17 protein-coding genes are annotated in these 25,026 nt (G+C 41.9%); 10 read left to right on the top strand and 7 right to left on the bottom strand.

Going from position 1 to position 25,026, the window contains the following annotated elements; genetic code table 11:
• Positions 1–16: 16 nt before the first annotated feature.
• The 8 genes from rng (at position 17) to QPX86_RS18230 (ending at position 13,279) form a co-directional block, all read left to right on the top strand.
• A complete protein-coding gene (rng, locus tag QPX86_RS18265; RefSeq protein ID WP_285163452.1) occupies positions 17–1,507 on the top strand; it encodes a ribonuclease G in 1,491 nt (496 codons plus the stop codon).
• Positions 1,507–5,979 carry a YhdP family protein gene (locus QPX86_RS18260; RefSeq protein WP_285163451.1) on the top strand — a complete coding sequence of 1,491 codons (4,473 nt, stop codon included), beginning with the start codon at positions 1,507–1,509 and terminating at the stop codon, positions 5,977–5,979. Before rng ends, QPX86_RS18260 begins: the two co-directional genes overlap by 1 nt.
• Positions 5,903–6,736 carry a carbon-nitrogen hydrolase family protein gene (locus QPX86_RS18255; RefSeq protein ID WP_220754081.1) on the top strand — a complete coding sequence of 278 codons (834 nt, stop codon included), beginning with the start codon at positions 5,903–5,905 and terminating at the stop codon, positions 6,734–6,736. The genes QPX86_RS18260 and QPX86_RS18255 overlap by 77 nt, the downstream gene beginning before the upstream one ends.
• 115 nt (positions 6,737–6,851) lie before the next feature.
• Complete coding sequence (tldD, locus tag QPX86_RS18250) at positions 6,852–8,300, top strand: metalloprotease TldD (RefSeq protein WP_220754082.1); 1,449 nt, start codon at positions 6,852–6,854, stop codon at positions 8,298–8,300.
• Positions 8,301–8,436: 136 nt separating this feature from the next.
• Complete coding sequence (locus QPX86_RS18245) at positions 8,437–9,948, top strand: TolC family protein (protein WP_285163450.1); 1,512 nt, start codon at positions 8,437–8,439, stop codon at positions 9,946–9,948.
• A complete protein-coding gene (locus tag QPX86_RS18240) occupies positions 9,938–10,912 on the top strand; it encodes an HlyD family secretion protein (protein ID WP_285163449.1) in 975 nt (324 codons plus the stop codon). Before QPX86_RS18245 ends, QPX86_RS18240 begins: the two co-directional genes overlap by 11 nt.
• A 34-nt stretch (positions 10,913–10,946) precedes the next feature.
• Positions 10,947–12,149: an ABC transporter permease gene (locus QPX86_RS18235; protein WP_285163448.1), complete on the top strand. Its 1,203-nt coding sequence runs from the start codon at positions 10,947–10,949 to the stop codon at positions 12,147–12,149.
• The gene (locus tag QPX86_RS18230; RefSeq protein WP_285163447.1) at positions 12,146–13,279 is read left to right on the top strand and encodes an ABC transporter permease; all 1,134 of its coding nucleotides are present in this window, start codon (positions 12,146–12,148) and stop codon (positions 13,277–13,279) included. Before QPX86_RS18235 ends, QPX86_RS18230 begins: the two co-directional genes overlap by 4 nt.
• A gap of 289 nt (positions 13,280–13,568) precedes the next feature.
• On the opposite strand, the gene QPX86_RS18225 is transcribed toward QPX86_RS18230, so the two are convergent.
• From QPX86_RS18225 to yjgA, 5 genes are all read right to left on the bottom strand, one after another.
• Positions 13,569–14,069 carry a hypothetical protein gene (locus QPX86_RS18225; protein WP_220754087.1) on the bottom strand — a complete coding sequence of 167 codons (501 nt, stop codon included), beginning with the start codon at positions 14,067–14,069 and terminating at the stop codon, positions 13,569–13,571.
• A 124-nt stretch (positions 14,070–14,193) separates the two neighbouring features.
• A complete protein-coding gene (locus QPX86_RS18220) occupies positions 14,194–15,087 on the bottom strand; it encodes a LysR substrate-binding domain-containing protein (protein ID WP_285163446.1) in 894 nt (297 codons plus the stop codon).
• A gap of 231 nt (positions 15,088–15,318) precedes the next feature.
• The gene (locus QPX86_RS18215; RefSeq protein ID WP_220754089.1) at positions 15,319–15,717 is read right to left on the bottom strand and encodes a hypothetical protein; all 399 of its coding nucleotides are present in this window, start codon (positions 15,715–15,717) and stop codon (positions 15,319–15,321) included.
• A 193-nt stretch (positions 15,718–15,910) separates the two neighbouring features.
• Entirely contained in the window at positions 15,911–18,445 is a 2,535-nt protein-coding gene (locus QPX86_RS18210; protein WP_285163445.1) for an Ig-like domain-containing protein, read from the bottom strand.
• A 25-nt stretch (positions 18,446–18,470) separates the two neighbouring features.
• Positions 18,471–19,010 carry a ribosome biogenesis factor YjgA gene (gene yjgA / locus QPX86_RS18205; protein ID WP_220754091.1) on the bottom strand — a complete coding sequence of 180 codons (540 nt, stop codon included), beginning with the start codon at positions 19,008–19,010 and terminating at the stop codon, positions 18,471–18,473.
• A 248-nt stretch (positions 19,011–19,258) separates the two neighbouring features.
• Here yjgA and pmbA point away from each other — a divergent pair, with 248 nt between their 5' ends.
• Together pmbA and QPX86_RS18195 are read left to right on the top strand one after the other, a co-directional pair.
• Entirely contained in the window at positions 19,259–20,602 is a 1,344-nt protein-coding gene (gene pmbA, locus QPX86_RS18200; RefSeq protein WP_220754092.1) for a metalloprotease PmbA, read from the top strand.
• A gap of 177 nt (positions 20,603–20,779) precedes the next feature.
• Positions 20,780–22,144 carry a hypothetical protein gene (locus QPX86_RS18195; protein WP_220754093.1) on the top strand — a complete coding sequence of 455 codons (1,365 nt, stop codon included), beginning with the start codon at positions 20,780–20,782 and terminating at the stop codon, positions 22,142–22,144.
• Positions 22,145–22,268: 124 nt separating this feature from the next.
• On the opposite strand, the gene QPX86_RS18190 is transcribed toward QPX86_RS18195, so the two are convergent.
• Both QPX86_RS18190 and QPX86_RS18185 read right to left on the bottom strand, forming a co-directional pair.
• Positions 22,269–23,711, bottom strand: a complete 1,443-nt coding sequence (locus tag QPX86_RS18190) for a methyl-accepting chemotaxis protein (RefSeq protein WP_285163444.1) — start codon at positions 23,709–23,711, stop codon at positions 22,269–22,271.
• Positions 23,712–23,902: 191 nt separating this feature from the next.
• Complete coding sequence (locus QPX86_RS18185) at positions 23,903–24,922, bottom strand: hypothetical protein (protein ID WP_285163443.1); 1,020 nt, start codon at positions 24,920–24,922, stop codon at positions 23,903–23,905.
• Between the last annotated feature and the right edge of the window lie 104 nt (positions 24,923–25,026).

The raw sequence follows: 25,026 nt of genomic DNA, 5'->3' as shown, positions 1-25,026 counted from the left end.
GTTAAACAGGTGGCTTATGCAAACTAAAGCACAGCGTAAAAAAGGATCTGAATTACTGATTAACGTCACGCCAACTGAAGCAAGGGTCGCACTTGTTGAACATGGTGTGTTACAAGAAGTCCATATTGAGCGCCGCATGAAGCGCGGTCTTGTGGGTAATATTTATAAAGGCAAAATTAGCCGTGTGCTTCCGGGCATGCAAGCTGCATTTGTCGATATTGGTCTAGAAAAAGCCGCATTTTTACATGCGTCAGACATCGTGCCTCACACTGAATGTGTAGCAGATGTCGAGAAAGGCAACTTTGTTGTTCGCGATATAGCTGAACTTGTTCGCCAAGGACAAGACATTATGGTGCAAGTGGTTAAAGACCCTCTTGGCACCAAAGGCGCCCGCTTAACGACTGATATCACCTTGCCCTCCCGTTATCTTGTATTCATGCCTGGTTCGAGCCATGTGGGCGTATCTCAGCGTATTGAAGAAGAGTCAGAGCGAAGCCGCTTAAAAAAAATCACCGAACCTTATGTCGATGAAGATGGCGGCTTTATTATTCGCACCGCCGCTGAAGGTGTTGGGGATGATGAGCTAGCTCAAGATGCCGCATTTTTACGACGAGTATGGGCCAAAGTTAGCGAACGAAGAAAGCGTAAAGGCGCTAGCCTGTTGTATCAAGATTTGGCGCTGCAAGTGCGAATTATTCGCGATTTTGTGGGTACTGAACTCGATCATATCCAAGTTGACTCTCGCCGCACGTTTGACGAAATTGAAGGCTTTGCTCAGGAATTTATGCCTGAAATTGCCGAAAAGATTGAGCACTATGCTGGTCCATCACCAATTTTTGAACTTTACGATGTTGAGAATGAAATTCAGCGTGCGTTAGGGCGTAAGGTAGAGCTTAAGTCTGGTGGTTATTTGATTATTGATCAAACTGAAGCCATGACAACTGTTGATATTAATACAGGTGCTTTTGTCGGCCATCGTAATCTAGCCGAAACTATTTTTAATACCAACTTGGAAGCGACTCAAGCCATTGCCAGACAACTTAGATTGCGCAACTTGGGCGGCATAATCATTATCGACTTTATCGATATGATGAATGAAGACCATAAAAAACGTGTTTTAGATAGTTTAACCTCCGCTTTAGCCACCGACAGAGTTAAAACCAGTGTCAGTGGTTTTTCAGGTTTAGGGTTAGTTGAAATGACCCGTAAACGCACCCGTGAAAGCCTCGAGCATGTTGTTTGTGGAGAGTGCCCTGCTTGTAATGGCACCGGCTCAATGAAAACCGTAGAGACGGTTTCATATGAGATATTTAGAGAAATTATTCGCTTAAACCGTGCTTATGCAGCTGATGAGTTTTTATTGTATTGCTCACCTGCAGTTTATAAGAGTTTAAGTACTGAAGAAGGCCATTTATTGGCAGAGTTAGAGGTTTATATCGGTAAGCAAATTCGCCTACAAAACGAAACGTTATATACCCAAAATAAGTATGATGTGGTGATGGTGTAGTGCCCAAAAGTAAAACCGTTAAAGCTTGTCGTTTTCTGTTCCAAACCGTAGCCGTAGTATTAGTACTATTTGCGCTAGCGGTTAGTCTCATCCGTGGTTTGTTGCCACAACTTCCTGAAGCTCGCTACGAAGTTATTAATTACTTGCAGGAGCAATACCAAGTTGAAGTACAAATAGGCAAATTGTCTGCCGAATGGCAGGCTTTTGGACCTGCTTTAACCGTTAATAATCTGGTTATTCCACCTCAGCAAACCTTACCTGTGACCTTAATCGCCAACAAGGTACATTTTAAACTCGACTTTTGGCAAACCTTGCTAACCCTATCACCGAAAATAGAAACGGTAAAATTTGACGGTATTCATGTAGCACTTAATGTGGATGAGTTATCTAGAAAAAGTTCGCAGCCTGTCAGTAATACAAATTTAGATTGGTTATATGCATTATTGTTAGAGCAGTTAGAGTACTTTTCTATCAGTGACGGGACACTGCAGCTGTTAAGTCATCATCACGATTACAAACCGATTTTTATCAGTAATTTTATTTGGCATAACCGCCCTAGCTTGCATCGAGGTAAAGGGTTTATGCACCTTGACCCAGAAGCCTCTGCGAAAGAGTTATTGGCTTTACGAGTGGATTTAAATGGCAGTGGGTATAGCCCAGATGAACTGGTTGGACAAATTTATCTGTCGGCTGAATCATTAGACCTAGGAGAGTGGGCGTCAAGACAGCATGACCCATTACTTAAGCTTGACAATATTGAGTTCGAAGGTGTGGTCAATCTTAAAGCTTGGCTAGGTATTGAATATAGGACCATCAATACTGGTTTATTGATGTTTGAACCGAGCTGGCTGCAGTGGGTTAGTGCCGAAAAACAGGAAAAGTTCGCAATAAATGGCGGCGCACTGAAGTGGCAGCCCAAGGATAATGGTTGGCAAGTTACAAGCCATGATTTAGATTTCTCCACCAATGGAGAACCTTGGCCTGAACTCAATTTATCACTACAAACAAATTACAGTGATTTATCGGTAAGCATAAATGAGATAGCACCAGAAGTATTAACCCCTTTGTTACCGCTTATTCCTAAAATGGGCGAGAAGGGAGTGCAAAAGTGGCGTGCATTATCACCTAAAGGTGCCATTGGACCATTACAGCTTTTAAAAGAACCGGGTAAACCGATTTTATTAAAAACTGAAGTGACACAACTTGAGTGGCTTGCATATGACAGTATTCCAGGCACTGGCCCAATTGATTTCAATCTCTCATGGGGGAATGGCTTATTAAATGCCGAATTTCCTGCACAAGATTACTTACTCGACTTTAAAGATGGCTTTGAAGCACCTTTAGCACTTAAAGGTGACGAATTTCAGGTTCAATATAATGTTGAACAATCACGCTTAACCTTGCCAAAAGTGCATTTTTCAAATCCAGATATTGATATCGGAGCATCAATGCAATTGGATATGGCACAAGATGCACATTTAGCCTTAAGTGCCAATGTGGCGATTGCTGATGTAGATAATGCAGGGCGCTATTTCCCGCTGCATACTATGAGCGACAACTTAGTCAATTATTTAAATAATTCCTTGCTGGCAGGCGATATTCCGGACGCTAAAATTATATGGCATGGGCAACTCAATCAATTCCCATATCAAGATAATTCAGGGATTTTTCAAGCCGGATTTAACCTCAACGATGGTGCGTTTTTATTTCAGCCTGATTGGCCAGCTGTTGATGAGTTAAGTTTATATGCCTTATTTGAAAATGCGGCGATGGACATCATTGTTAATCAGGGTAATTTACTGGATGTTCCTGCTGATGGCGCCCATGTTTATATTCCACATATGGGTGACAAAACGACCTTAAGAGTGGAAGCAAAAGTTGGCGCCGATGCCGATGCAGCTAAAGCTGTTATTGATAATTCACCGTTAAAAAATTCAATTAGCCCTACGTTAAATGTGGTGCAAATATCTGGTGATATCGTCAGTGAGTTAGATTTGACTATTCCGCTTTATGATGGCGCTAAAGCTGACAATAAAGGTGTGATTAAATTTAATGACAACACTGTATATGTTACCACTCCAGGTTTAACTCTTGAACAAGTGACGGGTAATGTCGAGTTTAACAATGCTGAAGTGAGCGGACAGCAAATTAGTGCCAATTTGTTTGAACAACCCTTGATGTTCGATTTTGCCACAGAACCAACGAATACAGGCGATCTCGCATTAACAGTTGATTTAGATGGCGAATGGAACTTAGATACCTTGCCTGATTATATCGATAACCCATTAAGTGAATATTATTCAGGGACTATGGCTTGGGATGGTGCGGTCACAATGATTTTCGACCCTATAGGTTATCGATTGCAAGTGCAGGTTAATTCAGACTTAGTGGGCACTACGTTGTCATTGCCTGCGCCGTTTAATAAAGACGCCCAGCAAGCAAAATCACTACGTGCAGAGTTAGTAGGTGATAACAAACAATCATCGTTAAGCATTAAGTTAGACAAAGACGCTGAATTTTGGGGCGGGTTTAACGAACAAAGTGGTGACTACCTTGCTCACTACGATTTGCTGTTAGGTCGTCATTTTAAGTTGGGTGACAAGCTCGCGAAAAGTGAAGGGCATATTCAAATCGACTTACCTGAAGCCGAGCTAACGCAATGGTTACCTATTATCAGCAAGTTCACCGATAAGGTTAATTCATCTATTGATGCGCTTCCTGAGAACCCAATATCTAATGAATTAACTTCTGATAAAACTATCACAGCATTGGCTGACACGATTGTTCACACTCAATCAATTGCGCCGACAGAAATCATCCTAGCGTCAGGACAGCAAGTATTAAGTACGAATGGTTCATCAGTTAATGAGCCAGAAAATGAGAATGAAGCAAACTCGGTTGTTGATAAGACGATTGAGAATAATCAATTAGCTAGCGCCTCAAAATCAAGTGACCAATTGTCAGAAACTCAAGTAAGCGACTACGACAGGGGGTTCGTTATTGATGATGTTGCAGGACAAAATGATAGAGTGAGCTTTTTCCCGCCATTAACCCTGATTGATGCGCGTATCGGCAGTTTGAATATTTTAAGCCAAAAGTTCGATAACTTAACTTTTGCCGCAAAACCATTAAAGCATGTATGGCGTTTTGATATTCAGTCAGAGCAACTTGATGGTCATATTGATTTTTATCCAAGCTGGCGCGAACAAGGGCTTAAAATTGTAGCCAGTAAATTGCATTTATCGCCAGAGGTAAAATCTCCAGAAAAGGCGGAATATACGCCGGACAACTTACTGGATAACTTACCGCCGTTAGCAGTCGATGTGGATGATTTTGGGTTATATAATGCAAAACTTGGGCATCTAGTACTACAAGGTATTCCCTACGAAAATGGTTACCGCTTTCAGACCTTAACCTTAACTCGTCCAATAGTCAGTATGCAGGCTTCAGGTGATTGGACCTTTGCAGATGGGAAAAGTCTGACCAAATTTGATGTCGATATAAAGGCGAGTAAATTTGATGCGTTATCAGAAGCGCTTGGTATTAACCCAGGCCTTAAAGACGCGCCAGTGGACATGGTAGGGGAGTTTTCTTGGGAAGGCGCACCTTACGCTTTCTCACTTGACACCTTGAACGGTAAGTTAAGGTTTGATTTAGGTAAAGGTTACCTTTCAGAAATTAGTGATAAAGGCGCACGTATATTTTCATTGTTTAGTTTAGATTCTCTGGTGAGAAAACTGTCGTTAGATTTCTCAGATGTGTTTGGTAAAGGGCTCTATTTTGACTCTTTTGGTGGCTCTTTAGATATTGATAATGGCGTTGTTAAAACAACTGATACTGAAATGGATGCGATTGCAGGCAACATGAAAGTGCGCGGGTATACTGACTTAACGACTCAAAGCTTAAACTACGATATTCGTTTTATTCCGCAATTGGCATCTAGTGTGCCGACAGTGGTATTACTGAGTACCAGTGCGTGGACACTAGGGTTAGGTGCATTTGCATTAACAAAAGTGTTGGAACCTGTCATTGAGGTTATCTCTGAAATACGCTTCCGTTTAGGCGGTACAATGACAGAGCCGCAATTAGATGAATTAGAGCGTAAAAGTAAAGAAATCGAAATCCCTGAATCAATTTTACCGCGTAAAGCTCAGCCAGCAGACGGTACAGAACCAAAGCCAGAACTAGAACCTTCAGTGAGTTCTACAATTACCGAGTCTCCTGAAGTTATAGAATCATCGAACAGTACGGGTTCACAATCTAGTGAGGAAGGTAACTCCGACGCTAATACTGAATCAAGTACCAATACCAATGTAGATACCAACAGCAATACGCTATCCTTAATTGATTATAAACGACGCATTATCGCGCAAAAGGCAAGCCAAGGAGGCAAGGATGCAAATCAGTTTACTGCAATGTCAGAGCAGCAAAGATGTAGCAGCCAATCTGGCGTTTATCGACTCGCAGCTTAAGAGTCTCCCTCGAGAGAAAGCAGAACCACAGTTAGTGGTTTTACCTGAATGCTGCTTAATGTTTGGTGGTCGTGAGCAACAGCAGTTAGCCATTGCGGGTGATGACCAAACCAGTGAGCTTAAAAATTCCTTAGCAGGTCTAGCCAAGTTACATCAAGTTTATATGGTGGCGGGTACCATACCCATTTCAGCTGAAGATGGACGCGTCTATAGCCGCAGTTATCTATTTGATGATGCGGGTGATACCTTAGGTAGCTATGATAAGTTACACTTGTTCGATGTTGAAGTTGCTGACAGTACCAAGTCGTATAAGGAAAGTGATACTTTTTGCCCTGGCGAACGTATCACGGTGGTAAAGACCCCGTTTGGAAATATCGGCTTAGCCATTTGTTACGATATTCGGTTCCCTGATCTCTTTCGGGCTTTAAGACTTGCTGGAGCTGACGTTATAGCCTTACCATCAGCATTTACCAAAGTGACAGGTGAAGCACATTGGCAAACCTTAGTTCAGGCGCGTGCGATTGAAAGTCAGTGCTATTTGTTAGCTGCCGATCAGTGGGGGCAACATAATCAAGGTAGCCGTGAAACTTGGGGGCAAAGCATGATTGTTGACCCTTGGGGACGAATTGTTGCACAACGGCAAACGGGTTTAGGCTGGGTTCAAAGTAAAGTCGATTTATCTGAACTTGCTAAAATCAGACGACAAATTCCAGTGGCTCAACATAACCGATTCGATACACCTCAGTTGCTAAGTTGAAATGACATTAGGTTAGCGCTGACAGTTATAAATACAGATTATCGACAATTACAACATTAAGCTTGTAATTGATTAGCATCATTTTAGAAGCCCAAAAGGCTTAAAGAGAGAATTAATGCCATTTCTAGCTCAAGTAGAACAAAGTTTATTACAAGATGGATTAACCTTAGATGGTCTGCAAGATTATCTAAAGGTCATCCACCAACATAATATTGATTTTTCAGACTTGTACTTTCAAGGAAGCCGTCACGAAACTTGGGCGCTTGAAGATGGCATTATCAAAGAAGGTAGCTTCCATATCGAACGCGGTGTCGGGGTAAGAGCTATCACTGGTGAAAAAACCGGTTTTGCTTACGCAGATGAAATTACTCCAGCGGCGCTGCAATCAGCTGCTGAAGCCGCCAGAGGTATAGCATTAGCTGGTCAGCAACATAAGGTTCATGCCTTCAAACGCCATCAAACTAACAGTTTATATAACAGTGCGGATCCTATTGCTGCAATGGAAGAAGCGCCAAAAATTAACTTGTTAAAACAAACTGATGCATACATACGCAGCCTTGATAGTCGCATTATTCAGGTAGTTGTTAGCCTATCTGGCGTCCATGAAGAGATTTTAGTCGCCGCTAGCGATGGCACATTGGCTGCTGATATTCGTCCTTTAGTGCGCTTTAACTGTAGCGTGATTTTAGAAGATAACGGTAAACGTGAGCGTGGTAGTGCAGGTGGCGGTGGCCGTCATGATTACAGTGTATTCCTTGCTACTGACGATGCAGGATTACCGGTGTGTTTTGAGTTTGCCCGTGAAGCGGTTCGTCAAGCTCAGGTTAATGTGAACGCGATTGATGCCCCTGCAGGTGAAATGCCAGTGGTATTAGGTAATGGCTGGCCTGGTGTACTGCTCCATGAAGCTGTTGGTCATGGCTTAGAAGGTGACTTCAACCGTAAAGGCAGCAGTGCATTTAGCGGGAAAGTGGGTCAGCAAGTTGCTTCTAAGTTAGTAACAGTAGTAGATGATGGCACGATTGCAGATCGCCGTGGTTCACTTAGCATCGATGATGAAGGTGTACCGACTCAAAAAACGACCTTAATTGAAAACGGTATTTTGAAAGGTTACATGCAAGATAAACTGAATGCTCGCTTGATGGGTGAAACGACAACTGGTAATGGTCGTCGTGAGTCTTATGCTCATTTACCTATGCCACGTATGACCAATACGTACATGGAAGCGGGTACTTCAACACCTGAAGAGATGATTAAATCTGTTAAAAAAGGCATTTATGCACCAAACTTTGGTGGCGGCCAGGTTGATATCACTTCGGGTAAGTTTGTGTTCTCAGCATCAGAAGCATATTTAATTGAAAATGGTGAAGTGACTGAGGCCATCAAGGGAGCGACATTGATTGGTAATGGCCCTGAAGCCATGAGTCAAATTTCGATGGTGGGTAATGACTTAGCCCTAGATAAAGGTGTCGGCGTGTGTGGTAAAGATGGCCAAAGTGTCCCTGTTGGGGTTGGTCAACCGACCTTGAAACTCGATAGTTTAACGGTAGGCGGAACTGCTTAATCAAGTGCTAAAGGTGTCGTCATGGCACCTTTTTTATTAATGTGAAATAGGTAAACCACTGTTGTAGATGTGAAAAGTAAAACTAGTTATAATTCGCCATCAATAGAGTAATTGCTCTACTTAAAGGATAAGGTTAATGAGGCATTTAGCAGTTTTCAGTTCGAGTTTGTTGTGCTCAAGCTTTTGGATTACAAAAGCATATTGTTTAAGAGCTAATGACTCAACAGTTTTCAAGAAGCGTAAATGGTTGCTGTCATCCTTGCTGTCATCCTTGCTGGCGTTATGTTCGTTCGTCCTTCCTGCTCAGGCAGAGCCCCTCGCCTTTAACAGCGCTTGGCAGCAATTATTAACTGTTAGCGATAAGCTTAAAGCTCAATCCCAAGAAGTTAGCCGCGCTGAAGCAGAAGAGCGTGCAGGCGAAGATATGAATTTACCTTCGTTAAACCTTGCTGGTAGTTATACTCGTTTAGAAAAACCAATTGAACTTGATTTACGCGACCTTAATCCATTAGCGGCAATTGACCCATCAGGCTTGCCTCCTGCATTAGGTGAAGCATTAGCAGCTATCCCAGGCTCATTATTTGTCACCCCATTTACTGAACAAGATATTTTTCGTGCTAGCTTACAAGCGATGTGGCCAATCTATACGGGGGGTAAAATTACTGCTGCCCAAGGTATTCATGCCGCACATGTTGAAGAGAAAAAGCATGAATATGCTCTGACTTCTCGTGACTTATTTACCCAGTTAGTCGACCGTTATTTTGCCGTGGCCGTTACCCAAACCTTAGTGAATACCAATCAACAATTGGTTGATTCGTTGGCTGAGCATGAGTCCCATGCGCAAAAGTTGGAACGTGAGGGGCAGATAGCCAAAGTTGAACGCTTAAATGCTCAAGTTGCATTAGAAAATGCCAAGGTAAATCTAGGCAGTTCTAAGCGTCAAAATGAAATGGCACAAATTGCGCTATCTAGAATGTTGCAACTTACCGATGTGAGTCCAACCTCCGGGTTATTCAGCTTAGCTCACTCGCCATCGCTTCCCCGTTTAAGCCAATTAACGTTAACACAGCATCCTGCGTTGAAATTGCTTGAAGCAAAGGAAGCGCAAGCCAATGGTCTTATTCAATTAGAAAAGGGGCGTTATCACCCGACGGTGTTTTTATACGGTAATTACACCTTGTATGAGGACGACAGTTTGTTCTCGCAAATAGAACCAGATTGGATGGTTGGTGTTGGGGTAAATGTTCCGTTATTTGCCCGAGATGGTCGTAGTGGCAAGGTAGAGGCTGCCCAAAGTGCATTGCTTCAAGCTAAATACACCAAAGCCCAAACTCAACAAGATTTAAGCTTATTGGTTGATCAAAGTTATCGTCAATTACAGCAAGCAGATGAAGAAGTAAAAGCGCTAAATACCTCACTTGCCCTCGCGAAAGAGAATCTACGTTTACGTGAATTGGCATTCAATCAAGGGCTATCGACATCAATTGATAGAGTGGATGCAGAGCTCAAACTGAGTGCCGTTAAAACACAGCAACTCGGGGCGCAATATCGTTATGTACAAGCTTATGCAAGATTAATGGCTATTAGTGGTCAACTAGATGAATTTATTGGTCGAACCCAATTACAGGAGCAGCAACATGCGGGCTAATCGAATTATTGCCGTAATCGCAATTATTTTTCTGCTAGGAATATTAGCCTACGGACTAAAGTTAGCGTTTGAGCCGAAACAGACCATTTTACAGGGGCAAATAGAAGCTCGTGAATATAACATCTCATCCAAGGTACCCGGCCGAGTTGAACAAGTCATGGTTCGCCGTGGTGATAAGGTTGCGGTGGGTGATTTATTATTTGCGATTAACAGCCCTGAGTTAGATGCAAAACTGATGCAAGCTGAGGGCGGAAGAGATGCAGCCAAAGCTATGCAGCAAGAAGCGGATAATGGTGCGCGCCAACAGCAAGTCACCGCCTCAAAAGAGCAATGGTTAAAAGCTAAAGCCGCAACAGACTTAATGGAGACGACTTATCAAAGAGTAGAAAACTTATTTGATGAAGGCGTAGTGGCCAGACAAAAGCGCGACGAAGCATTCACCCAATGGAAAGCGGCGCAATACACCGAACAAGCGGCATTAGCTATGTATCAAATGGCTGATGAAGGTGCACGAGTAGAAACGAAAGCCGCAGCTGCCGGTAATGCCCGTATGGCAGAAGGTGCAGTAAAAGAAGTTAACGCTATTTTAGCCGACAGCCAAATGCGCTCGCCTAAGGTGGCCGAAGTCAGCGAAGTGTTACTACAAGCTGGCGAGTTAGCACCAAGTGGTTTCCCTGTTGTGAGCTTGATTGATATTTCAGATGCTTGGGCGGTGATGCAACTGCGTGAAGATCAATTAGCTGATTTCAAGCAAGGTCAAACCGTATCGCTGACCATTCCAGCTTTAAAGGTAACGGAAGAGTTTACCATTGCTCATATTAGTGTGATGGGCAGTTTTGCTACTTGGCGTTCTACAGAAAGCGGTCACGACTTCGATATGCGAACCTTTGAAGTAGAACTTCGTCCAAATAGACCTATTACTGATTTAAGAGTGGGTATGTCTGTGCTGCTAAGTGCAAAATAGCATTATCAGTAAGGCGAAAGATTAAGGTGCGAAAATGCGGGTTTTACTAAAACAAGAACTTAAGCGTTTATGGAGCTCTCCTTGGCAGCTTGCCTTGGTGACTTACATACCGCTTATCAGTATTTTGTGCCTATGGTGGTTATTTAGCGCAGGCTTACCAAGGCAACTACCTGTAGCTGTGGTTGATCAAGACAATAGTCAGTTAACCCGTACGCTAATTCGTAACTTAACAGCCAACTCAGTAATCAAACCGATAGCTTATACCCAATTAGCTGATGCTGAAGCGGCGATGAAACAAGCTGAAGTTTATGCCATTGTTTTGTTTCCTTATGAATTTAAAAAGTCACTATTAACCAGTGGCACTCCAACAGTAGATATTCGTTATAACAGCCAGTTTTTATTGGTTGGTAAGTTGCTATCTAGCCAGTTACAACTGAGTTTAGGCGCAGGCTTAATGGAAGTTGCTGGATTAAAGCAACTGCTAAATGGAGTGAATAGTGCCTCGGTGGCGGTAAATTTAAGCCCTGTGACTAGCCAAACTACGGCATTGTTTAATCGCAACAACAACTATGTTGGTTTTTTAGTGCCGCCCGTGCTGATTGCGCTGCTGCAATTACTCGCTATGATGACGTTCGTTAATTCGCTTAATGATTCGTTAATCAGCAAAAATGATGCCTACCTTTTACCCGATGACTTCTGGCGTCAAGTTGGCTGCAAAGTGCTTTTCTACACGCCTATTATGGCGCTTCATGGCAGCTTTATTCTGGTGTGGTTATATGGTTATTTGAGTTTGCCGATTGCAGGCTCTATAAGCTTATTAGTGGTGGCATTGGTCATGATGCTACTGGCATTATGGACCCTAGTGATTTTAGTATTTTTATTGATGCGAGAGCCTGCTCGTAGTGTTAGTTTTTGTACTGCGTTATTTGCTCCAGCATTTGCGTTTATGGGAGTGACATTTCCGGTCAATGATATGCCGTTATTAGCTCAGTGGTGGCGCTTAATCATGCCTTCAAGCCACTATATCGATTCTCATATCAGTGTGATCAGTTATGGGGCTGGTTTCCAACAGGTACTAACGCAATTTTTATCTTACTGGTATTTTTTGATTGTCCTTGCTCTGGCGTGGGGTTTATACAGAGTCGTCTATGGTAAGCAGAGTGTGGATCAACAAGCTGACTCGCTAATTTCAGGACGAGTGAATAAAGAGCAAGCCAATAAAGAGGCGAGCTTATGAGTTGGCTACAATTATTGCTTGCTGAACTAAAGGCTATTTTAGCGGATAAAGCCATTGTGGTGACCATGTTTGGCGGAGTACTATTTTATTCAGTCTTGTACCCATTGCCTTATTTAAATCAAGTACCCACAGAGCAAATGGTGGTCGTGGTCGATCACGATAATTCCTCATTAAGTCGGCAATTACTCAGACATGCTGACGCTAGCCCCAAAATTAATATTGTGGCGCAACTTGGCAGTATAAATGAAGCACAGCAATGGATCTCTGAATCTAAAGCTCATGGTTTGTTGGTTATACCCGAGGGCTTTAGGCGCAACTTGTTACTGGGTAAAGGCGCTACATTAAGTTACGGCGGCGATGCGAGTTACTTCCTCATATACTCTGCTATTGCAGAAGGTTTAATCAGCGCAGGCATGGATGCAGGTAAACAAATTCAAATGGTGGGTTTATTAGCACGGGGACAAAATCCTAAGCAGGCTCAGCAAAGCTTAAACTCAGTCAATATTAATAGTGTGCCAGCATTTAATCCAAGTTTAGGTTACACCCCTTATGTTGTACCGGGACTATTCTTACTTATATTGCATCAAACTTTGCTGATTGGTACAGGGATATTAGGCGCGGGACAATGGCGTAAAAAGGGCTATTGGAATCAAGTGTCACCTATCGCATTAATAGGGGCTCGACTGACTGTTTTTGGCCTTATCTATGCCTTGTTCTCTAGTTTTTATTTAGGTTATTGCTTCTATTGGTACGATGTCAGCGTTCAGTCGACATTGGGGCAAGTCAGTTTATTCATGTTGCCATTCTTATTATCAACAGCAGCTTGCGGAATTGCATTGAGTAGTTTGTTCGTTAAACGAGAGCTGCCCACTCAAGTGTTATTGTTAGTGTCTATGCCAATACTCTTTGTATCGGGATTTGTGTGGCCGTTGGCCTTGATCCCAGATTTATTAGTGCAAGTCTCTCAGGTTATCCCTGCAGTGCCAGCTATTTTAGGTATGTTGGAGTTAAACCAAATGGGAGCTGATTGGGTAACTGTTCTTCCGCAGTGGCTGCAAATGTGGGCATTGTTTGCTTTGTTCATGTTACTGGCTTTCATCGGTGTAAAACGAAGGCTAGAAGCGAATTAGAGTCGAATCTGCTTATTGGCTATGCGCTGATAGTTGCAGTTTGTACCTTAATATATATTTATCAATGCTTTAGTTATAAATCTTAATCATAAAATTTTAGCCATAAACCCTTTAGTTATAAACCTTTAGTCATAAATTTTTAGCCATAAACCTTCAACTTTAAATCTTTAGTGGCGATTTAGGGAAATAAAAAATAGACATTGACTGCTTTAGCTCAATGTCTATCGGTATCTCTAAATTATGAGTTTGCAGCGTTAATTTTCGCTGTCGCTGTTTATCCTCTTCCAAATTATAATGTTCCCGTTTCAGTGTTATTCAGTGCTGTTTCTAAGCGAATTAAATTCTGCTTATAGATTGGCTCATGGGTTGCTTTAGCTGCTTTTTTGAAGTCTTCCAATGCGCCAACATTGTCATTGGCCAGCACTTTCATCACGCCGCGATTATTGTATGCGTATGCGCGCATTTGCATTGACGGTAATTTGTCTGCGTTGACTGCCATTTTTACTGCTTCAGAGCAGACGGTTTCTGCAATTTCAAACTTTGACATTTTAGTGTAACCAACGCACAAATTGAGGTTACGAGTATAAGTGTCGATGGCTGAGTTCTTGGCGGATTTAGTTAATTCAATACCTTCAACTAAGTCGCCTGACTGAATCGCATCAACGCCAGGCATATCTTCAATTAACACCATTTTATAACTGGTTGTCTCAACTGCTGCGGCAAATACGTTACCAGAACAAGCAAGTAGTAGGCTTGCAGTTATCAATGAAGCAAGTTTAGTGTTTTTCATGTTTATATTCCTTTATAGGTAGTAGCGAGTTGCTACATGGCTAATTTAGGCAAAACATATCTAACTGACAAACGAGAAAATTCGCATCGATAAGTGAGTTTTTTTCACTTATCGATGCTGAGTATTAAAAATTGAATCGGCTTAAGATCCAATTTATTAATTGTTGCACTTCTGGAGCAGCTTTATGCTTGTCTTGAGTACCGCCATGATGGAGTAGGTAATACTTATCATGGCTGTTAAGTGTTTCGGAATACAAAGCGACTAAGCTTTGATTGTCGAACCAAGCTTGGCTTATGGGTAAGGGGATTAAGGCGATACCAATGCCTTGCTCAGCTGCGCGTGCAACACTAAACATGCTGTCTAATTGAATGACCTGTTTTGGCGAAAAAGAGCTTATATTGACCGACTCCGCCCATTGTTCCCATGAGTGTGGTCTTGCCTGATGGACGATTAAAGGCAATTGGGAAAGCGCAGCTAAGCCAGCAGATTTAAGTTGTTCGTATCGCGCAGGGCTGCATGCGGGAATATATCTGAGGGGAAACAACTCATAGCAATTTTCATCATTACGACGCGAGCCTGAAAGTACGATAGAAAGATCGGTTTGACTTGTTTGAGCTGCGCGGGTTTTAACTGTGTCTAGCTTTAAGTTGATGTGTGGATACTCTGTCGACCAACCAACTAATTGTGGAACAAACAGTTCGCTGGCAAAAAATTCAGGCATAGAAATACTGACTTCAAGCTTTGTTGTTGATTGAGTGAAGTTATTAACGGTCTCTGACAGCTGCACCATGATTGGAGCCACTTGCTGATAAAATCGTTCACCAGCTTCTGTCAACAAAACTGCCCGAGTTTGACGTTTAAATAAGCTTTGTTGCAGTGTTTTTTCTAGCTGTTTTATCTGATGACTGACTGCTGAAGGAGTTAGAAATAATCTATTAGCGGTTTCTTTGAAGCTGAGGCATTCAGCCGCTACGCAAAAACAACGCAAACCTCTAAGTGAGGTATGTAAAGGTAACATGGGTATCTCGTATAACTAAATAACTCATGAAGCAATTGCCGAGCCAACTAGAATGGCTGCAGTTAAGCGGTTTTGCTAGCTTAAACTCACGTAGCAATCACTGCAGTTGCTCATTGGCACCAAACTAGTGCAAACCTTGGGTAAAAACTAGGTTTTAGGTACTTGAGATCAAGCCATAGAAATGGCTTGAAATAGGCTAGGGCTCGTTTTTTACGATGTCGTGGTCACCTTTTAGAAGTAAAGGTTTTCCATTGGTTTGTTATTGACGAACATTTCACATTTATCGCCAGTGCTTGATTTGGAAGATTGGATAATCCCAGCTACAGCACCGAATGCTCCACCTTGATCACCTAATACAGAGCCAAAGTAACATTTGCCTTCAATCTTAAGGTCACCATATTTACTCTTTAAGTTTTGAGTTGGTGTATATGGAGGGAAACGGCCTTTCATTAATGGATCGCCATTAACAGAAAGCTCAATTTTGTTTTTATCGGTATCGTAAATCCCAGAAAATACCAGTGTTTGACCGTCATATTCAACGGTTTTGTTTTGAGCGATAATAGGTTTTGATGCACAAGCTGTCAGTAAAGCGCAGCCTGCAAGAGTGGCTAAAATAGCGGAAAAACGCATGTAAAGATCCTTTTAAGCGAGTAGATTTAAATTGAATACTTAAATCGTAAGAAAACGAACCCTGTCTTCTTAAATCGTGAGCGAGTATATCTTAGTGAACTGATTTTTCAACAAACAAATAAAAAGCTCGCCGAAGCGAGCTTTAAAATGAACCAAATTAATATCTACTATTTGAAGTCGATAATGTTGTTACTTATTGAACTGTGACACTGATATCTGAGTTCGTTATTAATCCTGCAGGGGTTGTCACTGTAAAGGTGATGATATCTTCACCAACTTCATCGGCAGCTGTATAAATAAACTTAGTTGCCACCTGATCACAGGCGTGGGTTAAGTCTCCATCAGAGTATGTGAAGCAAGTAGCGTTTGGCACGGTATAACCATTAAAGTTAACTGCGCCGTTAATGGCTGCGATAGTTAGAGTAGAACCTGCTGGCATAACTTGTCGTGCACTATCATATAGTTCAATTAATACCGTGGTCATTTCTTCTGGTGCTAATGTTAGGCTAGTTAATAATCCACCATCAACATCTGTTGGAATGATACTCGCAACTGAGCCAGCCATGGTGAGTACTGTAGCTGAGCGGATATAGGTTTTATTCGCTTGGTCTTCACCGCACTGACTACCTTCACATTGTGGGCCATTAAACTTGCCATCAGGACCTGAGTAACTGCTATTACCTTGTGCACTGAAGAATGGTTTGCCTGGAACGTAGGCTCCTATTTCATCATCATCTCTATAGGCATCGCCTATGTCGCTGAAGCCACCTTGATGATAGGTTTCTCTATCCATGCCGTTACCGGTACAGGCAATTGCATTATCAGCACTGTCTAGGCATGCATTTAAAATCACACCGCCGTCGGCATCATCAAATATGTTGTTACCATTGGTATCGAAGAAGGTTTCATGACCTAATGCATAGGCTAGTACCGTCACGCGATGATCAGTCGGGCGAGGATCAGCAGATGTCCAAATCACTGAGCATGTTCCGTTTACAGTAGAACAAGACGGTTGTATTTGGCCGCCTTCAGTCGTGAAATTTACCGTTGTGTCATCAGGTGCGGGGTTACCAAAGCTGTCAGAGGCAAACACTGTCATTGTCACTTCAGTGCCATCAATACTTCCTGCTTCAGGATTAAATAATGATGGTGAGAGGCTAAAGCCTAGTTGTTGTGGCAAACCAGTATTCACAGTTAACTGTTCTGACTGGGTAGTAATTGTATCGCCAGAGTCTGAGTCTGTTGCAGAGGCAAGCACTCGAACAGGAGTTGGAATGGTGCCAGATTGAACGGTCACTGTGACTAGGCCTTCAGAATTACTGGTAGCTTCGCTGGTGGTTTCACCATTGGCGAAACTCAAGCCGCCAACGATAGTATCTAAGCTAAAGTTTACTGCTTGCTGAGCCGCTGGTTGGCCACTGGCACTGCTAACTAAAAAGGTCACCAATGATGTTTCTGTTGACCCTGTTCCGCCTGCGCCTTTAATGCGAATTTGCGTTGGTTCTGCAGAAATAAAGCTTAAGCTGCCTAATGTTTGACGTTCTAAAGAGAAATCAAACGTGGCACTGAATGTTTCACTACCAACGACAGCGGATGCCACGATTTGCTCACTACGCAAACTATTACCACTACAACTAGTATCTTGATACGTCGAACGTGCTTGGCCCGCTGATGACGTCACTGGTGAGTCAATGCTGGCATCAGCATTAACAACACAATCGGAAGTGAATGAAACACTCGTTGGTGTTTGTAGTGGGGTGAAACTTCCATCATCAGCTTCGACGATGATATCAGCAATAACGCCAAAGCTAGCACCTGCTCCAATAACGTATTCACCATCAGTGTTTGCAACTAAGGTTGAACCAAGTTCATTTTCATGGAAAGTGTTGTCACTGTCGATATAACCAAATTTGAGTGTGCCATCAGGGATGACTTCATCACTGGCTAATACTTGATATGCACTAGTGCCCGTAATCGTTGTTCCATTATAGTCAGTGCTGGTCACTAAAGTGTATGCACCAAGATCGCTACTAGTTGCGGTATAACTTACCGTCGCAATACCGTCTGCAGAAGTCAGCGCAGTATTTGGCGATAAGCTTGCATTACCTGCTTGGAAAGTAACTAGCTGATCCGCAATTGGCTGGTTGGTGCCATCAAGGACATTGGCAGTCAGCAGTACAGGCTGGTCGATTTTGAAACTGGTAACAGTTTGACCTGATTGAGTAATACTGGCAGTCACTGAGATTGAGTCAGGAGTGGGGATGGTATTGCTATCTTCAAATTGATAGTTTTTGCTGGCACTGACACTATCTGTATCAGCATCGTCAGGATTGTATGTCACCGTTAGGGTGCCTGCGCCAACCGCACTGTCCGTTGAGCTGATGAAGACGCTGGCAAGGCCATCACTGTCAGTTAATTTACTGTCAGCACTGGCGTTGCCAAAATCAGGAACAAAATTGACAATGGCGCCGCTAACATTACTATTTGATAGCTTTAGCTGAGCAACAGCACAAAAGCTTTCGTTAATATCAAATGTCAGTGAGTCTGTATCAGCATCACATTGACCATCAACAACGGTTTGATAGCTGACGCTGATACTATAACTACCATCTTCGCCTCCACCATTGTCATTGTCATCAGACGGGCCATTACAACCAGTAAGTAACCCGAGTAAACCAAGTGAAGCTATTGATAAAGGCAGTGCGTATTTTATTTTTTTTAGTAGCATCAGCAACATCCTTGTAAATGTAGTTTTAGTCGGCTAAACCCGCGCGTAAATATTTAAATAATTCTTTATGAGATTTTGACTCAGTATCAGGACTTTTTGCCAATTCTTTGGTGGCCTGGCGAATAAGTTGACGTAGTTTTTGACGTTCAAATGCCGGATTGTCAGCTAATAGTGCTTCCACTTCTTCATTTGGATTTTCAAGTAAACGCGCACGAAGTTTTTCAATAATCTGAACTTGAGCAGTTTCATTATTGTTTTTATTCAGCACATTATTCAGGGCTGTAATAATCGGTTCGTGTTCAAAACCACGCATCAATTTACCAATATACTGAAGGTGGCGACGGTACGCCTCAGTTTTAGGTTTAATGCTCTTTGTTTTTAGTACAGCATCATACAAGAATTCATCTAAGCCAATTTTGTCTAGTTGTGACTTACTCAACGCAATTAGGCGCATGCCTAGTTCTTGCGCATCTTCGCTTTCTTTTTTGAATTCTGTTCTGCTGACGTAATCATCGTCATTGTCATATGGCTGGTGGAAGTGATCTGAATCGCCGACAATTTTCATAGTAAATAACCTCTAATAAATATCGGCGAATAATAACACTTCAGAGGCTATTGCGGCCACTGAATATACGTTAAGTCGACGATTTACTTTAAAACTAATTCACATGCATTAAGTGATAATTCAACATGATACCTATAGGTTAGTTTATTTAAGCCTATTTGTGCGCCTAAATCCTTGTTTTGATGGTTATCAATACAGTTTTGAATTTGATATGCTAGGCGCAACAATGGAAACTAAAGAGTAAGTTTGTGTCTACCCAAAATATTGATACTGAATTAGCGGCGTTAAAAAATGCCGTTGCTGTAGCATTAGAACATGCAAAAAAACTAGGCACGAGCGCTGCTGAAGTCGCCATTAGTAAACAACAAGGATTATCGGTTTCAACCCGTGAAAAAGAAGTTGAAACCGTTGAATTTAATAAAGACGGCGCATTAGGCATTACCGTATATCGTGACGGTTGCAAAGGTAGCTCATCAACGTCAGATTTGAGCCCTGAAGCAATTGCTGTTGCAGTAAAAGCTGCTGATGACATTGCAAAATATACGTCGTCAGATCCTTTTAGTGGTTTAGCGGATAAAGAGCTGATGGCGCAAACCATTCGTGATTTAGACTTATATCACCCGCAAGATGTTACTCCAGATGAGTTAGCTCAATTAGCTATCCGTGCTGAAGAAGCGAGTTTATCGGTTGATAAGCGTGTGCAGCACTCAGATGGTGCGACCGCGAATGCTCACACTGCAGCCAAAGTTTACGGTAACAGCCACGGCTTTTTAAACGGTTATTGCAGCTCACGTTACAGCTTAAGTTGTGTTGTGATTGGCGAAGAAGCTGATGGCAACATGCAACGCGATTATGATTATACGATTGCGCGTAAATATAATGAGTTAATGACGCCTGAATCAGTTGGATTATTAGCGGCAAATAAGACTTTAAATCGTCTTGACGCTCGTAAAATTCCAACTTCGAATTTACCGGTTTTGTTTTCGCCTGAAATTGCTACAGGTTTGATTGGTCACTTGATTGGCGCAATTAGCGGTAGCAGTTTGTATCGTAAATCGAGCTTTTTACAAGATTCAATCAATACTCAACTCTTTCCTGATTGGTTCAGCATTGAAGAAGACCCGCATCTTATCGGCGCACTGGCAAGTGCAAACTACGACAGTGAAGGCGTTGCGACTCAGCAGCGTCAAATCATTGATCGTGGCCAACTAGAAACTTATCTACTAACCAGTTATTCGGCTCGTAAGCTTGAACTACCGAATACCGGTCATGCTGGTGGTATTTATAACTGGACCTTAAGCAATACAGGGCAAACCTTTGACGAGTTAGTTAAAGAGATGGGTACTGGCCTTATTGTTACAGAAGTTATGGGTCAAGGCGTGAATATGGTCACGGGTGATTATTCTCGTGGCGCTGCAGGTTTTTACGTTGAAAATGGCGTGATCCAGTATCCAGTTGAAGAAATCACCATAGCAGGTAATTTAAAAGACATGTTTATGGGGATCCAAGGGGTCGCTAAAGATCAAGACTTGCGCTCTTCAATTCGTACCGGTGGTATTTTACTGAGTGAAATGAAAATCGCGGGTAGTTAATTCCTTCGGTATTTTTATCGTCAAAAGCACTGCACTGGCAGTGCTTTTTTGTATCCATATTTTGTCATTGTTAAGTCTTTACGCTGGATTTCTTATCTTTACACTTATTTACAGTCACTTACATCCCTGCTTTGTCCTATCTCTTGAGAATGTAATTAAATAGTTAACGGAGTAGATATGTTTAATAAAAATGTGTTCAGCTTGATGATATTTTGCGCAGGAAGTGTGGCTCTTGTTGGATGCGACTCAAGTGATGACAGTGACGAGAGCTCAGATAGTTCGGCCTATATTCAGTATTATAATGCCTCAGCCAATAGTACTGCCACATCCCTTGTTTTAGACGACTATGAGTACAGTGATATTGAGTTTGGGGATTCAATGCCACGTTATGGCTACGACACTGGTAGCGTCGAGATGGAGATTTATGGTCAGGACGAAAATGAAGACACAGTGACGATTTATAGTGAGGATATGAGCTTCAGTAGTGAAGAAAATCATTTATTTGTGCTCTATGGCGACTACCAGTCACCTGAGTTATTAGATATCAGCTACGATCGCAGTGACATGGATGATATGAATGATGATGACGATGAAGATTACAGCAAAATGCAGGTGTTGGTTGCTAATGTGACGTCTGAAGACATGGCGTATGATGCCTATATTTCGCTTGATAGCGATGAATATCAAGACGCCACTATGCTAGGCAGCATCGATTATCGTGGTTACACCACCGAGTTAATGTTAGACACCGACGAGTATGTTATTTACTTGACTGAGCAAGGTACTGATAATGTGGTGTATACCACTAACAGTATGAGCTTAACCACCGAAACTGTTTATAAATTTGTACTTCGTAATAGCTTTGGTTCTGGGGATTTAAAGATTACCTTAGACAGCGTTGATTCTACTTCTACACCAGTGTCATATACCAATATTGACTCAACAGCTGACTTTAGAGTCTTTAACGGCCTTGAAGACATCACCTTAGATGTGGATGTGGACAGTAAATTAGAGTCTCATTACCTTCACGATATTACACCGTTTACTGTGAGTGATTTCCAACAAACGGGCTTTAATGACTACGGGGTGACGGTGACAAACGCCGAAAGTTCTGAGGTTATTCTAGACAATGTGCTAGTGACCTTTAATCAGGACGATATTCGAACTTTGTTGTTATACCAAGATGACAGCGTTAAAGGGATGGTTATTGAGCATGATATGCGCCCAAGAGCTTACGAATACAATGTTGATATCGTTAATTTATCGCAAGATTACGATGACTTAACCGTTTACTTTGTTAATAGTTCTGAAACCATTGAGTCCGCAGAATATACCATTGAAGATATCGATTTTGCAGAGCAAGAAAGCCTCGTCATGCCACAAGATGATTATGAAATTAATGTGGTTTATGAGTCTGATAACGGCACTCAAACCTTGCTTTACCAATCTGAATTAATCAGCTTTGACGGTGATACCAATTACAGCTTTGTATTAACTAAAGATAGCCAAAGTCAGTTTGGTTACACCCTTCATCAGCTATAAACTTGCTGGCAATCGTTGTAGCGAGCATGATTAATGAATTAGCGGATAATACCTATTAGCTAAGTTCAAAAACAAAAATGCCGATAATCATTATCGGCATTTTATTGGTTTTTTAGCAGCGTCTCTATTTGGCGGTTTGGTAGTTACTTAAAATTCGGCCTAAATTAGCTGAAGCTTCAGATAAATCAACTACACCATTTGAAGATTGATTAGCAAGATCACGGATAGTATTCGACTTAACCCTAATTTCTGTTAGCTCTTTGGCAATGTCATTGGCCACAGCGCTTTGCTCTTCTGATGATGTTGATATGTGGAAACTCATGTCCATGATTGAGCGAGAAGACTCAGCAATGGCGTTAACATCAGTACCAATATTGGTGATAAGGTCGCTACTGCTTTGTGCTTGCTTAACAGTATCTTGCGTAATGCTATCGATGTTTTGAGTTTCAGACTGGAGCTGTTCAATCATAGTCTGAATTTCAACTGTCGCAGATTGAGTTCGGCTGGCAAGAGTACGTACTTCATCGGCAACTACGGCAAATCCACGACCCATTTCACCTGCTCTTGCAGCTTCAATAGCGGCGTTTAATGCCAGCAAGTTTGTTTGCTCAGAAATGGCATTAATGGTGGTGATAACTTCATTAATTTTGGTGGCATTTTCTTTTAAGCTACCAACCGAATCTGAAGTTTTTTCGATGTAAGTCGATAACTGCTGAATTTCTTCAATAGCACGTTTTACACGGTTGTAGCTTTGCTTAGTGTATTCAGAGTCTTGCTCAACCTGTTGCGTGGTATTTTTAGCTATATTGGATACTTCTAAAGATGAAGCTGTCATTTCTTCCATAGCCGTAGCAACAGAGTCCAATGAAATATATTGTTGATCGATTTGTTCTGCGCTTTGCTGAGTCTCATCGGCAAATGAGCTTGATGTAGTGTGTAAGGTGTCGGCACTCTTTTTAACAGTGACAACCAACTCGGTTAATGTATCCATTGCTTGATCTAATGCGCAGCCAATGGTGCCAAATTCATCTCGACCTGGGTGAAAACCTAAGCGAGAAGTTAAGTCACCTTTACCGATTTTAGCAGTGGTGTCCCAAAGCACCCATAATGCACCACCAATAAAGGTCGCATTCCAGTAGATCACTAATGCAAAAGGCAGTACCCATAAAAAAGACAGTAATAAACTATATAATGCCGCTTGTTTGGCATCACTTTCAACGTTACGAACTGATTCAGTTAATGAAAAGTATTGTCCATTTGCTTGAACTACCGCTGTAACGTTATGGCCATTACGATCGCTTTGTTGGTTAAAATCAGATACAGATAACCCTGCAGCACTCGCTTGCTCAAGTTGTCCAGTTGCTTCAAGCGTATTGACCGTAGCAGTCACCTTTTCAGTGAGCACTGTCATTGAGCTTTGCTCTATTTGATTTATGCTGTTGAAGTAACTGTTAATCGAGATACAGCTAACAATCAGTAAAAATAGTCCAAATATCGTCCAGAACTTGTCGTTAATAGACATTTTGATAAACAGCTTATCAATATTACGAAATTCAACTTGTTTCATATTGCCGATGCTTCAGTGATGGAAATTAATCGAATTTTAGAGCAGGTAAACAGGATTTGATACGATTTTTTGACAAATTCCGTGCTTTTTTAATGCTTTTGTTACATGGGAGGTAAGCAGACAATACGAGCAAATTTGAGCTTATTGTATTACATGGTAAACAAGCTCATTTGTAGTGTTTGATATTGCTATTAATTCATCGCTTTACTTAAAAACCGCTTAAAGGCATTTTCAAAGGCGATGACTAAATCTGGTGTTTCTTCCTGAGTCAGAATGTGCAGCATCCCCGCATACGAAATAGCTTGATGGGCATAACAAATAACCTCAGCGAGCTGCCAAGCTTGTATCAGCTCATCGCGTGAGCCATATTTGCTCCATCGGGATAAATACGCATCAATAACATATTGCTTATCTTCGCTATCATCCATTCTAAATAAATAGGTACCGTCGATAAAAGGGTGGCTAATGCAGCCATCGCTCCAATCAAAAAAAACAAACCCTTTGTCCCTTTGATTATCGCCATAATTAAGCTCTTGGTGGCGAGCGCTCGCAGGAGCAATATTTTCTATATGTAAGTCACTGTGAACCAATGTATTGGGTATCTTAAATGCTGATAAGGCGGCAATTGCTGTGATTAGGTGGTTAATGACGTGGTTTAGGTTTTCCGCCGACAGGTTAAGCTCTTGCGGTAATCGAGACGTTATTGCTTCATTTTGAAATGTGCTTCTAAGTTGCTTAGGAAGAGCTGTGATATCGCGGCGGATACAACCAGCACTTTCTAACTCATTAATATAATTAACAGATGATATCTGCAGGTCTGCAAAAGCGGCGAATGGCTTTGCCCAATCGCTCAAGGGCACAGTATCAACAAATGCTTCACCAAAACTTGCTGTTAGCATCCATTGTTGGCTGGCATCAAATGCGATGACCTCAGCACTATATTGTGGAAAGAGTTCGTATAACTTGGCGCACAGACTGGCTTCGTTTGAGAATAAAGGCAGGAAAGCCGTAGCTTTAAAAAATACATCGCCAGAATAAGTTGTCTGCCTTAAAACATAGCCTAGGGTCCAACCTTTAACTTGTTGCAGTTCCCCAATTAAGCGGAAGTGCTTTTTATTGAGTTCATACTCTGTCCAATGTTTAGCATTTTGTGGCCAATTGGGTTGTTGCCAGCTTTGTACTTTTGTACTTAAGGTGCCGTTATAATTCATGAATGGTTCTTCCCTAACCCTTTCCTTTGTAAGCGTATTTTTCACAAGATCATTTTATAAAAATGTGAATGTACGTTTGCTTACGATTAATGTTCTATCTAAAA

Source organism: Shewanella goraebulensis, assembly GCF_030252245.1.
Taxonomy (GTDB): Bacteria; Pseudomonadota; Gammaproteobacteria; order Enterobacterales; family Shewanellaceae; genus Shewanella; species Shewanella goraebulensis.
This window is presented reverse-complemented; position numbering and strand designations above follow the sequence as displayed.